At 48.3% G+C, this 12,428-nt stretch carries 15 protein-coding genes; 2 read left to right on the top strand and 13 right to left on the bottom strand.

Features of this window, described 5'->3' with window-relative positions; translation table 11 throughout:
* The coding region (locus D9734_RS18665; protein WP_130209641.1) for a flagellin at positions 1 to 95 on the top strand (95 nt) is incomplete at its 5' end.
* A 470-nt stretch (positions 96 to 565) separates the two neighbouring features.
* Complete coding sequence (locus D9734_RS18660) at positions 566 to 1,231, top strand: hypothetical protein (RefSeq protein ID WP_130209639.1); 666 nt, start codon at positions 566 to 568, stop codon at positions 1,229 to 1,231.
* Positions 1,232 to 1,267: 36 nt separating this feature from the next.
* Here D9734_RS18660 and fliR read toward each other — a convergent pair whose 3' ends face one another.
* The 13 genes from fliR to fliF all read right to left on the bottom strand — a co-directional run bounded on the left by fliR (position 1,268) and on the right by fliF (position 12,216).
* Positions 1,268 to 2,047 carry a flagellar biosynthetic protein FliR gene (fliR, locus tag D9734_RS18655; protein ID WP_130209637.1) on the bottom strand — a complete coding sequence of 260 codons (780 nt, stop codon included), beginning with the start codon at positions 2,045 to 2,047 and terminating at the stop codon, positions 1,268 to 1,270.
* A gap of 2 nt (positions 2,048 to 2,049) precedes the next feature.
* On the bottom strand, positions 2,050 to 2,319 hold the full coding sequence (fliQ, locus tag D9734_RS18650; RefSeq protein WP_130209635.1) for a flagellar biosynthesis protein FliQ: 270 nt from the start codon (positions 2,317 to 2,319) through the stop codon (positions 2,050 to 2,052).
* 12 nt (positions 2,320 to 2,331) lie between these two features.
* Positions 2,332 to 3,045 carry a flagellar type III secretion system pore protein FliP gene (gene fliP / locus D9734_RS18645; RefSeq protein ID WP_130209659.1) on the bottom strand — a complete coding sequence of 238 codons (714 nt, stop codon included), beginning with the start codon at positions 3,043 to 3,045 and terminating at the stop codon, positions 2,332 to 2,334.
* 49 nt (positions 3,046 to 3,094) lie between these two features.
* Positions 3,095 to 3,514 carry a flagellar biosynthetic protein FliO gene (fliO, locus tag D9734_RS18640; protein ID WP_130209633.1) on the bottom strand — a complete coding sequence of 140 codons (420 nt, stop codon included), beginning with the start codon at positions 3,512 to 3,514 and terminating at the stop codon, positions 3,095 to 3,097.
* The gene (fliN, locus tag D9734_RS18635; protein WP_130209631.1) at positions 3,514 to 3,900 is read right to left on the bottom strand and encodes a flagellar motor switch protein FliN; all 387 of its coding nucleotides are present in this window, start codon (positions 3,898 to 3,900) and stop codon (positions 3,514 to 3,516) included. Before fliN ends, fliO begins: the two co-directional genes overlap by 1 nt.
* A complete protein-coding gene (gene fliM / locus D9734_RS18630) occupies positions 3,887 to 4,903 on the bottom strand; it encodes a flagellar motor switch protein FliM (protein ID WP_130209629.1) in 1,017 nt (338 codons plus the stop codon). Before fliM ends, fliN begins: the two co-directional genes overlap by 14 nt.
* Before the next feature lie 5 nt (positions 4,904 to 4,908).
* Positions 4,909 to 5,445 carry a flagellar basal body-associated protein FliL gene (gene fliL, locus D9734_RS18625; protein ID WP_240725568.1) on the bottom strand — a complete coding sequence of 179 codons (537 nt, stop codon included), beginning with the start codon at positions 5,443 to 5,445 and terminating at the stop codon, positions 4,909 to 4,911.
* 340 nt (positions 5,446 to 5,785) lie between these two features.
* Positions 5,786 to 6,994, bottom strand: a complete 1,209-nt coding sequence (locus tag D9734_RS18620) for a flagellar hook-length control protein FliK (protein ID WP_165383295.1) — start codon at positions 6,992 to 6,994, stop codon at positions 5,786 to 5,788.
* A gap of 22 nt (positions 6,995 to 7,016) precedes the next feature.
* Positions 7,017 to 7,460 (bottom strand): flagellar export protein FliJ, encoded by a 444-nt coding sequence (fliJ, locus tag D9734_RS18615; RefSeq protein ID WP_130209625.1) that lies wholly within the window; start codon positions 7,458 to 7,460, stop codon positions 7,017 to 7,019.
* 2 nt (positions 7,461 to 7,462) lie between these two features.
* Positions 7,463 to 8,851 carry a flagellar protein export ATPase FliI gene (fliI, locus tag D9734_RS18610; RefSeq protein WP_130209623.1) on the bottom strand — a complete coding sequence of 463 codons (1,389 nt, stop codon included), beginning with the start codon at positions 8,849 to 8,851 and terminating at the stop codon, positions 7,463 to 7,465.
* Positions 8,848 to 9,564, bottom strand: coding sequence for a flagellar assembly protein FliH (locus tag D9734_RS18605; RefSeq protein WP_130209621.1), 717 nt, complete (start codon positions 9,562 to 9,564; stop codon positions 8,848 to 8,850). The genes fliI and D9734_RS18605 overlap by 4 nt, the downstream gene beginning before the upstream one ends.
* On the bottom strand, positions 9,551 to 10,537 hold the full coding sequence (gene fliG, locus D9734_RS18600) for a flagellar motor switch protein FliG (protein ID WP_130209619.1): 987 nt from the start codon (positions 10,535 to 10,537) through the stop codon (positions 9,551 to 9,553). The genes D9734_RS18605 and fliG overlap by 14 nt, the downstream gene beginning before the upstream one ends.
* Positions 10,534 to 12,216, bottom strand: coding sequence for a flagellar basal-body MS-ring/collar protein FliF (gene fliF / locus D9734_RS18595; protein WP_130209617.1), 1,683 nt, complete (start codon positions 12,214 to 12,216; stop codon positions 10,534 to 10,536). Before fliF ends, fliG begins: the two co-directional genes overlap by 4 nt.
* Between the last annotated feature and the right edge of the window lie 212 nt (positions 12,217 to 12,428).

Below are 12,428 nucleotides of genomic sequence, written 5' to 3'. Positions count from 1 at the left end.
CTCTGAGCCGCGCTAACATCCTGCAGTCTGCCGGTACTTCTGTTCTGGCACAGGCCAACCAGGTTCCGCAGAACGTTCTGCAGCTTCTGCGTTAATGTGCACCCCCACGGCAGAATGATTCTGCCTCGTGCCCCCCCAACCAGCCCAGTTCTTCCTCCTGGGCTGGTTTTTTTATAATTAAACACCCACAATTTTCTTCGTCAGCGCGTAGTCGATTAATAACCAGGATTGTGATTTTTCTGATAAGAACACTGACTGCAAATAAATCAGGGGAAAATAATTATGCATGAACGCGTTGGGTGAAATATAAATCATAGTATAAACGAACGCTCAAACATTGCCGCACTCCTTTGACTCCTGACTAATAATCACCAGACCTTAGTATTAAACTATAATTATATTCCGCATCGAATTATCCTAATCAGGATTTACTTAATGTGGTGTATTATACTTACCACTAAGGATGTTAAATTTGTCAGATACCCCAAAAAGTAACCTTTTATTTTAAATGCTGACGAACAACGTCAACTAAGTAATCAGGAAAATACGCGAGGACCGCGCACTAATGGAAAGCTGTACTAATTCTACACCACCTGTATTTGTCATGGCCCTGTGTGAGTATTTCACATTTGGGATGAAGAATCTTTTCTCCAACAACCACATTAACCTGTCATTTATCCATCGAATTGAGCAGGTCACTATCGGCCTGGATGATACGCTGACCATTATGTTAGTGCTTGATATGTCAGGGACGGAATCGCTACGAATATTCAAAGAAGCCGTTGATTTTCTTATCCAGATTAACAGTCGTAAACGCGTTGGCGTGCTGGTCAGTCGTTATAACTCCTATCTGACACATTACATCTCGCGCAAGTTTGCAGGTAAGGTCACTTTTTTTAACTCCCATAACCTGCACTCCGGTCTTTTTCAGCGCAACTTCCAGACCTGGTTACGGGGTAAAACATTTCGCCCCATGCATACGATTAATCGCTACCGGGACGAACGTTATGGTTTTTCCCTGAAAGAATGGATTTGTCTGGTGCTTCCCCTTGCCGGAGAGTCAATAGCGGAAATGTCCCGATGCATGAAAATACCGGAACCGACGCTGTATCAGATCAGACGCGGCGCGCTAAAAAAATTAGGGCTGAGTTCCTACCGGCAATTCTGTGAACTGTATATCAGAGGGGAAATCCGCACGGAAAACGACAAAATTTTAAGGCAGAAATACTGACGCGTTTTTTGGGTTCACAACGGCTGCGAGGCAGGGCTATCTCATCGCGGCCATAATTTGCAGAAGATTGTCAAAAATGGTGGCCATCAGGTTTTCAAAAAGTGGGCCAAAGGAGTACATCATCAGCGATAGCGCCAGCAATCCAACGCTAAGTGAAATAGGGAAACCGATCACAAAAACAGAAAGTTGCGGCGTCAGACGGTTAATAATACCAAGTGTCAGGTTAATACAGAGCAGTAACGCCACAATAGGTAACGCCAGTATCAAACCGCTACTGAAAATAAGCCCCGCCAGTTTTACAAAAGCCAGATAAGCAGACGCATTGGGTAACGTAGCCACAACGGGCAAAATATCAAAGCTGCGGGCGATAATCTCCAGAAGGTAAAGATGTCCGTTGGCGATTAAAAAGATCAGCGTAGCCAGTAAATTCAGAAAGCGGGCGACCACAGGCATATTCTGTCCACCGGCCCGGTCATAGAAGGTGGCAAATGAAAGTCCCATCTGCAGGCCGATAAGTTCGCCAGCGTGGCGGACAGCCACAAAAATCAACTGAATGATCAACCCGGTGATAAGGCCAATAATGAGCTGCCCCGCTCCCGTCAGAAATCCCTCATACGAAACAATACGAATATTGCTGTCAGGCAATATGGGGGCTATCTGAAAGGCTATCAGTGCCGACAGTGCAATTTTGACCTTTTTGTTGATCGATTTGTCATTAAAGATCGGCGCTGACGTAAAAAGAGCCAGAATACGCAAAAACGGGAAGAAATACTGACCGATATGCAGGTAGAGATCAGCCAGAGACAGAGTGAGCATAACTAGCGAATCAGATAAGGCAGGCTGTTAAACAACCCGTGCATATAATCAAGCATAACGCTTAACATCCAGGGACCAAGAGCAATAATGACCACCACAATCAGAAGGATCTTGGGAATAAAAGACAATGTCATCTCGTTTATTTGCGTGGACGCCTGAAGAATGCTGATAACCAACCCGGCAACCAGAGACGCCAGCAATAACGGCGCGGCAATCATCAGACCGACTTTAATGGCCTGGAATCCCATCGCCATGACTTGTTCTTCTGTCATCTCTTTTCCTCGTCAGCTAAAAAAACTTTGAGCCAGTGAACCAATCAACAACTGCCAGCCGTCGACCAGAACAAACAGCATCAATTTAAAAGGTAATGAGATTGTCGCTGGCGGCACCATCATCATCCCCAGCGCCATCAAAACACTGGCGACCACAAGGTCGATAATCAAAAACGGTATAAAGATGGTAAAGCCAATCTGGAAACCTGTTTTCAGTTCACTGGTGACAAACGCCGGAACCAGCAGACTTAACGGTACATCTTCCGGTCCGGCGAAGTTTTGCTGATGAGCGATGCGGGTATACAACGCCAGATCATCCTGACGCGTTTGTTGCAACATAAATTCCCGCAGCGGCTGAATACCTTTATCGATGGCGACCTGAGCGGTGATTTTATCCTGACTTAAAGGCATCCATGCGTCGTCATAGATTTTATTAAACACGGGCGACATGACATAAAAAGTGAGGAACAGCGCCAGACCTAACAGCACCTGGTTTGGTGGTGTTGATGACGTTCCCAACGCGTTACGCAGCAATCCCAACACAATGATGATGCGTGTAAAACCGGTCATCATCAGCAAAATAGCGGGTAGAAAGGTCAGCGATGTCAGCAGGACCAGCGTCTGTACCGGTAAAGACCAGCCTTCCCCACCCGCCGGGCGAGTTAACAGAATGTCGCTATTGGCAGCGAATGCGCTATGTACAGGCAATCCGATGCCAAACACCATGACCAACAGGCCACAGATAATCGACATTACCCGCCATGATGGTTTTATTTTATTGTGACTTGCCATAACGCCCCCGCAGACTGTTTGCCAGCACTGTCTGAAAACAGTCAACCAGCGAGCTACGGGACTGCGGTTGATCAACAGCCGCAAAATTTTCTTCGACCGTTTTTTTGTCGATGGCGCTCAGACAGGAGATCTTTTCTGCCGTCACGCCAAGCAGTAACCATTGATTTCCCACTTCCACAAGAACCAGGCGTTCACGCGGCCCCAGAGACTGGCTGAATTTAATATTTAACAGCGCATTGCGGCCATTTTTTTTCCCTGAAATACCGCCAGAACGACGTAAATACCAGAGTAAAAGAAGTAACCCGAATATTATCAGGCAGAGGATACCGCCGGTATGCATCCATACCGACGACATGCTGGTTGTTGAAGCGGTGGGTAAAACTGTATGAGTACTATTGATCATTATCTGCTCAGGCGATAAATACGTTCAGATGGCGTAATAATATCGGTAATACGAATACCGAATTTATCCGACACCACAACCACTTCTCCCTGTGCAATAAGATAACCATTAATCAAAATATCCAGAGGTTCACCTGCCAGACCTTCCAGCGCAACCACAGACCCCTGGCTCAGTGCCAGAAGTTCCTTGATGGTCATACGGGTTCTGCCAAGTTCTACCGTCATTCTGACCGGAATATCCATAACCAGATTCAGGTCAGAGGCAATAGCTTTCGCCCCGTCCATCACGCCCGTCGTTCCTGCGGATTCGCGCTGTTCTTCCAGTGCGTCTGCCCAGGCCGTATCTGCGGGAGTAGAGGTAGTGCCCGCCTGTTCATTCTTGCTCATGCGAGCTCTCCTTAGAAAAAGGTGCTAATGCTGTATTAAAAAGTTCTTCTACCTGCAAGGCGTACTGATTGCTTGCACTGCCATATTTCCCGGACAGTACCCGTACGCCATCAACATAAGCTTCAGCGATTTCAGGTTTATCTAACGGCAAAACATCGTGTTGCTTCAGGCTCATAATTTGTGACAGTCGCATCTGGACGTCGGATAAATTCACCACCAGTTCCAGTTCCGTATTTCTGACCTGTGAAGCCAGCGTATTACGCCAGTTTTGATCTTCCTGCCAGGCGTTTTCCTGTGGTGGACTGGTAAGCAAAGAACGTATTGGCTCAATAACGTTGAAAGGGATGCAGATATCCATCTGGACGCACTCTGAACCCAGTTCGATATAAAACGGTGTAGTAATCACAATATCATTCGGTGACGACGTAATATTGGTGAATTTCACCTGCATTTCTGAGCGAATATATTCTGTTTTAAGACCATAAACCGTACTCCAGGCAAAGTCATAAGACTCCAGAGCAATTGACAATATACGCTGAATAATACGTTGTTCAGTGGGGGTAAACTCCCGCCCATCCGCTTTTGTTTTAAAACGTCCGTCACCGCCAAATAAATTTTCCACCAACATAAACACCATATTGGGAGAAAAGACGAACAGTGCCGTCCCGCGCAAAGGTGACAGATGAATCAAATTAAGATTGGTCATCACAGGCAAGTTACGCGCAAATTCATGATAAGGCTGTACCCGAATATTACCGGTAGTGACGTCCAGACTGCGGTGCAACACGTTGAACGCTCCGACACGAAACTGGCGGGCAAAACGTTCATTAATGAATTCCAGCGTGCTGAGTCGTTCATGAACAACGCGTCGTTGCGTCACCGGATCGTAAGGACGGATACCATCCTCAGGAGCCATGGCAGATAGAGTGTTTTCAGATGCGCCGTTACCATCGCCATTCAGAAGACTATCCACCTCATCCTGTGACAAAATATTGTCAGACATAGCGATTACCGTAAAATAAAGATGTTAAATAAAACATCGGTAACTTTAACCGTCTGTTTCCCGGATAGTGGACTTGCCAGTTCTTTTTCAACTTGATGAACCAGTTGCTGTTTACCTTCGCGTGTGCTCAACTCCTCCATCGTCTGCTGTGAAAATAGCATAACAAGGCGGCTACGAATTTCTGGCAGGAAACGTTTTAACAATTCCTGGGAGCGAGGATCTTTCAGACGCAGCGTCAATCCAACATACAGAACATGTTCTGTTCCATCGACACCAGGCTTCAGACTGACAGTAAACGTATCCAAAGGTGTATAAATAGGTATTTCAAACGTTTCCTCTATTTCTTCAATTTCCTGCTCTATTGTGCCTTTTTTAACATTGTTCTTTAAACTCTCCAGTTCTGTCCAGGTATAACCAAAACATGCGCTGGCAAAAACAAATGCCAGGACGGTCAGCGCTATGCGACCTTTGCTTTTTTTGCCACTCTGAGTGGTATCCAGATTCTTTTTTGACATCACAAAAATATACTCAGTAATTTGCACCCCGTTACACCCGGGACAGGTGCTGTATTCTATTACATAACCTGGTATTAATAATCCGGCAAAAAAATGTCGCTGCTGGCATTAAATTGATAGATAGATTTGACTTCAGACAACATTGTAAACGTTTGCCTGCATCCTTAATGAAAATGAATGTTGCAGAAATGATAAAAAAACACCACCTACGTGAGATTTATAACCAGTTGAATTTTAATATAATTAAAGATCAGGATCGATATCAACAGCCCGCAAAGAAGCAAGTTTAAACCCGGAAAAAATACCACCATAATAAAACAACAAAGCCCGGGAACCGGGCTTTCAGATAAATAACAAAATAAATTTATCAGACAAAAGTATTTATTCCGCCGGAACGACTGATCGTATGCAGAATTACGCCTGGTTCATCCGGTACGCTTTCCACACCATCATCGGATTGCATATCCTGTTCTGCTGTCTGATTTTGCGAACCGTTCTCCCACGAAGGTCTGGAGTCCGCAGCAACATTGGTTTGCCCAAGAGAGATCCCTGATTCTGCAAGGGAGTTTCGTAAATGAGGCATCGCCGTTTCAAGCGCAGCGCGAACCTGATGGTCGGCTGCGGCAAAATGAAGCTGCACCTGATCATTATTTATCCGCAGACTAATATGCAGACTACCAAGATCTTCCGGGTGCAATCTCAGCTCCGCATGATGAATCCCTTCACGAGTAAAGCAAGCCAACTGCTGACTCAAATTCTGCTGCCATTCCGTAGTCCCCACAGACGCTGTCAATACAGAGGGCTGCGCAGATGGGGATACCCCCACAGGCTCACGGATTTGAATGCTCATATCCCCAATGGTTGGGATATGAAAAGCATCCGCTGTATGACTTTCCTGATGTTGTACAGGCATCTGTTCCGTCGGTTGATTCGCCACCGCCGAATCCAGAGACGTTGCCAATTGTTCCGATGACTGAGGCAGTGTATGACCGGTATTGGTGGCCGACTCAAGATGCAAGGAATCGGGTTTTAATGGCAGCGATGAAGATGGATGAGCAACCGGTTTACCGACTTTCCCCGCAAACTCTGAATAGGCAACGGCTTTATTCAACGTTTGCGAATGGCTGGTATCGAAAGCATTATTTTGTACTTCATCCCCATTCTGTTCCGCTAAAAGTTCAGTTTCAGGCAAACTAACATCGGAACTCCCCTTTTCCGTTTGGGACGCCACATTTTCAGGCGACACCGACGTATTTTTCAGGGCGGTAACCAGTCCATTGCCTTCAAACATCGGTGACGCTGTCATTTCCTGGTTTATACCTGTTTCTGGTAATGGTGTACTTTGCGCCGGAAGCAGGTAAAACAGATTATCCATGACACCAGAGTGCTCCCCTTCAGGCGATCCTTTCCCTTTTTCTTCCTCGTTCGGTAACAGATTTACTGTCCCTTCCGACGGAAGATGAGGCTTCGGGATGGCGCCAGGAAGCAGTTTGCTGTCGAGTTCTGCGGCAAATGATGACGTGTCTGTGTCATTCTGCGTTACAGCGTGTCCATGCCCCAGATTGCCAGTATTCATAGGTAAAGAAATTACCTGCATTTTATTTTCCCCTCTGGCTGGCGCGGCGGGCAAATTCATCCATCATTTTTTGTTCCTGTCGGTTTTCTTTCAATATACGCTGGGCTTCGGCCCGGCTTTTTAATGTTTCAAATGCGTTTAACCGCTGACGATCTTTTTGCCAGTCACTGAGCGAGGCATCGACAATCTGTTGGCTGTTGTTCACCTGGTTTACCTGCTGCAAAACGACCTTTTCCAGCGCACCAATAAAACTTTGCCATGACTGGAGCGTAGACACTGACATCCCCTTATCGGCAATGGTGTTTTGCAGTTGGCGACGATATTCAGATTCGTATGTCTGTAATTGTTGTAAACGTGAGACTTCATTCTCATGCGACTGGCGCGCACGCCCCAGTCGCACCGTGGTGTCATTGAGTTTCTTTTCGGCCAGATCCCGCAAAACATCCATTGGTGCTGACGTTGCCATGATTATTCACCTGCTTCAGGGCCTCTGTTATCCGGGAATAACGCATCGAGCTGGCGACATGAAACATCATATTCCTGGCGTTCATGGATGCCCTGTTGCAGATAGCGTTCCATTTCTGGATATAAGGTGATCGCCTGATCCAGTAAAGGATCGCTGCCTCTGGCATACGCCCCTACGCTGACCAAATCCCGGTTCCGCTGCCACGAGGACAGAAGTTGTTTAAAACGCTGTACCTTTTTAAATTGCGCTGGTTGCGTAATTTCCGTCATCACACGGCTGATAGAAGCTTCAATATCAATGGCCGGATAGTGGCCTGATTCCGCCAGTCGGCGTGACAGAACAATATGTCCGTCGAGAATGGCACGAGCGGAGTCCGCAATCGGGTCCTGCTGATCGTCGCCTTCCGTCAATACGGTATAGAATGCAGTGATTGATCCACCGCCACGGATACCATTTCCGGCTCTCTCCACCAGGGCCGGTAAACGGGCGAAAACAGAAGGCGGATAGCCTTTGGTTGCTGGCGGTTCGCCAATGGCTAATGCTATCTCACGTTGCGCCATCGCATAACGCGTCAGCGAATCCATGATCAGCAACACATTTAATCCACGGTCACGGAAATCTTCCGCAATACGGGTTGCATATACCGCCCCCTGCATACGCAGTACCGGCGATACATCGGCAGGCGCAGCAATAACCACCGAACGCTGTAAGCCATCCTTTCCGAGGATATTTTCAATAAAATCTTTGACTTCACGGCCTCGTTCGCCGATGAGTCCCACAACCACCACATCAGCGGTGGTATAGCGCGCCATCATGCCTAACAGGACACTTTTCCCGACACCGGACCCCGCGAACAGCCCCATACGCTGGCCTCGTCCCACGGTCAGTAACCCATTGATCGCCCGAACGCCGACATCAAGCACATTGCGAATAGGATCGCGTTGTAACGGGTTAAACGGAGCGGTAAATAATGTTGCCCGATCACTATTACTGGGAGGAGGAAGGCCATCCAGTGGTCGCGCACTGGCATCCAGCACACGCCCCAATAATCCAGGCCCAACAGGAAGCTGCTTGCCTTGTGTTAACTTATCACCGCTATCCGGCGCCCAGACTCTGGCGCCAGGCAAGATGCCGTCCACATGTTCCAGCGGCATCAGATACAGCGTTTGTCCACTGAAACCAACAACCTCACTTTCTACACAACGAATACCATCCGGGCCGTCACGTTCAACAATGCACAGCGTTCCGATGGGTAATTTTAGTCCGGTGGCTTCCATCACCAGTCCAGTCGCGCGGATCAGCCTGCCGTACTGACGAAAAGCGGGTAACGTCGTCATCCGCGTTTCTTGCTGTTCCAGAGCACCCAGCCAGTTTTTGAGATGCGAAGTCATACACCGCCCCTGTTACGAACCAATTGACACAACGACTGCCAGCGGGTTTCCAGCGAGGCATCCAGTTCCCCTTCTTCCGTACTGATCCGACAACCGCCGGGTAGAAGATGAGGATCGGCACACAATTCCCAGTCATAGGCTGAGAGTAACGTCTCAAGCTGCTGGCGTACCTCTTCTGGTTCTTCCGCACTGATGGTCAGGCGAAATTTACCTTTCAGTAAACTATCTTCGTTGAGTAGGGTACGGATGTGATTCATCAGACTGGTATGCATTTTATCCGTAACGCCCTGCCCGCCCAACAGAGTACGCACCGCCATCAGCGCCAGTTGCACCAGGCGGGCAGGAATGACGCTGTCCATGTTTTCAACCGAGATCTGGAAACTTTCCATCACGCGGGAAAACTGTGAATTTAACAGCGATTGTTGAGCATGTATTTCCGCTAATCCTTGCTTAATGCCTTCGGCTTTTCCCTGTTGCAATCCTTCTTCGTAGCCGCGGCGGCGGCCCTCTTCTTCGCCCTTTACCAGTCCCTGCGTAAACCCTTTTTGCCCTTCCTGTTGGCGAACACGAGCAAGCTCTGCCTGCCGGTCCGGGTCAGACATTGGGTCTGCATCTGCATGATTTTCAGACTCCAGGTTTGGCCATGAGGAACTGCCCTGCCCGAGCAGATCATCAGGCCGCCAGGGTTTCCAGGTTGTCTCAGACGTAGACATCCTCACCTCCGCCAATCACCATCTCTCCGACTTCCACCAGACGACGTACCACCAACAGAATGGATTTCTGTTCTGCTTCAACCTGGGTCATACGTACCGGACCACGGGAATTGAGATCATCACGCATAATTTCAGCCTGACGTTTGGACATGTTGCTGAAGAACTTCTCACGCAGCGCCTGATCAGCGCCTTTCAACGCAACCAGCAGAGACTCGCCATCGACTTCCTGCAGCAGGCGCTGGATGCTGCGGTCGTCCATATCCACCAGATTTTCGAACAGGAACATCTCGTCAATAATTTTTTGCGCCAGTTCAGGATCAAATTCACGGAATGCAGTAAGCGCCGCTTCTTCCTGCTGAGTTTTCATCAGGTTGAGAATTTCAGCCGCCGGACGAACACCACCCATATTGTTGCGCTTCAGTGACTGACCGTGGAGCAGATTGTTCAGTACATCCGTCAGTTCTTGCAGTGCCACCGGCTGGACGCCGTTAAAGGTGGCAATACGCAACATAATGTCGTTACGTTCGCGTTCTTCGAATTTCGCCAGTACGCTTGCTGCCTGAGCGCGTTTCAGATGCACCAGAATGGTCGCAATAATCTGCGGATGCTCTTCCCGAATCAGGTCATACACCATATACGGTTCCATCAGACCCAACGTATCGATACCGTTGTTTTCACTATGGGCATCCAGCAGATTATCCAACAAGGCTTCGGCCTGGGATTCACCCAGCGCTTTCACCAGAACATTGCGTAAATACTCATCCGCATTGATGCTGATGGACGCATACTCTTCTGAATCGCGTTTGAATTCACTCAGCACCTGAGCAATCTGCTCATGGGTATAAGAGTGAATACTGACAATAGCAGTGCTTATCTGTGCCACCTCCTGAGGACTGAGATGGCGGAAGACGTCGGCGGCGCGGTCATCGCCGAGCGTTAGCATAATAATGGCGCTTCGCATGGCAGCATTCATGATGGTTTCTGCTCCTTATTCATCCACTGGCGAATAACCAGTGCAATAATCTGCGGTGCCTCATCGGCCATTTCACGCAGTTGCTGAGTAGTAAGCTCGGTATCCATGCGCTGTTGAGCCTTGGCAAGTTCGCTGTGTTCTTTTTTCTGCCGCTGCGCCGTTGCTTCGGCCTGACGTGCTTCTTTTTCCATTTCGAGCCGCTGGAGCAGCATTTCCTGATGTTTCACCCAGAATGGCCATACGGCTTTACGCCACAGCATCCAGGCAACCAGAGCGACTAAAAGATAACGCAGTACGCTAAGAACTAACTGAATGACATCCTGCTGTTGCCACAGTGGAAGAGCGACATCTTTGTCTGACTGGCTAAATGGTGTGTTAACCACATTTACCGAATCCCCACGGGAAGCGGTATAGCCCATTGCCTCTTTAACCAGATCGTTGATTTGCTTCATCTGCGCTGGCGTCAGAGCCGCCGGTTCTCCGGCTTTTCCTGGCAGATAATTGATAACAACCGCGACCGACAAACGTTCCACATTACCCGTGTTGCGGGTGATATGTTTTAGCGTTCTGTCCAGCTCGTAATTGGTAATGTCGTCATGGTTCTGACTGTAAGGTTGTAGGTTTTGGCTTACCGTCTGAGGCGCCGGGCGTGTCGCGCTATCTTTGGCGCCGCGTGCTGGCGTTGAGGTGGTAATCGGTGCGGTGGCGGCCGTAGGCGGTAGATTACTTAACGCGCCAGGTACTCCTCCAACGCTGCTTTTCCCGCCCTGCTCATCATGAACAACGTGGCGGCTGCGGATAGACATCTTGTCTGGCGACGTGTTGGGGGCATATTCCTCAACAGTTTGCTCATTCTGGGTGAAATCCACTTGCGCCGTAACTTGCGTACGAACGTTGGCGCTGCCTACAACGGGTGTCAGAATTGCCTGAATACGGTTTTGATAGTCATCTTCAACTTCGCGGATATATTTAAGCTGTGTTGTCTGGGTATTGTGAGTGTCACTGCCGGAAAGCAAATGGCCAGACTGATCCACAATGGTGACATGAGCGGCATCAAGGCCAGAAACCGCGCTGGCTATCATGTAACTGATGGCGTTGACTTGGCCTTCATCCAGTGTTCTGCCATTTTGTAAAGTAAGAGTCACTGAAGCAGTAGGCGCTTTTTGTTCGCGGACAAACAGTGACGGTTTCGGTATTGCCAGATGAATACGGGCGCTCTGTACCGGACCTAACGTCTCAATAGTACGAGCCAGTTCACCTTCAAGCGCACGCTGGAAGTTAACCTGCTCGTTAAACTGGCTAATACCAAATTTTTCCTGGTCGAGCAGTTCAAACCCTACAGAGCCACCTTTCGGCAATCCCTGCTGTGCGAGTTTAAGACGGACCTCATAAACCTGGTCTTCCGGGATCATGATGGCGCCGTTATGGTCAGCAAAGCGATAAGGAACCTGCATCTGGCTAAGCTGAGTGACAATCGCTCCACCGTCCTGTTCGCTAATATTACTGTAGAGAACTCGATAAACTGGCCCTTGCATCCAGAATAGCAAGGCGACAACAATTGAAATTGCTGCCGCCGCTGTGATCATAAAAATAATTCTGGGATTTGCCCGAATTCGTTCCAGTAGTGCCTTAAAATCAAAGGGACTATTTTTTTTATTACCCTGGGTTGTGGCATTCATGCCATATTCCTGTAAAGTTAAATGGTACGACTTCAACGCAGGTGTCATATTGCAGATGCAGATGAACAAACTGGTGATGAGTATTATTCGCGACAATTTTTCATTTCAGAAAATTTGCCAGATAAGAATTATCGCCTGAAACAGCCCTAAACCTAATCTGCAATAAGAACAGGTTTATGCTGACTTTTCCCACAATGCTGCTGAACTTCCGC

This window comes from Escherichia sp. E14S1 (genome assembly GCF_004211995.1).
In the GTDB taxonomy this organism is placed as follows: Bacteria; Pseudomonadota; Gammaproteobacteria; order Enterobacterales; family Enterobacteriaceae; genus Escherichia.
This window is presented reverse-complemented; position numbering and strand designations above follow the sequence as displayed.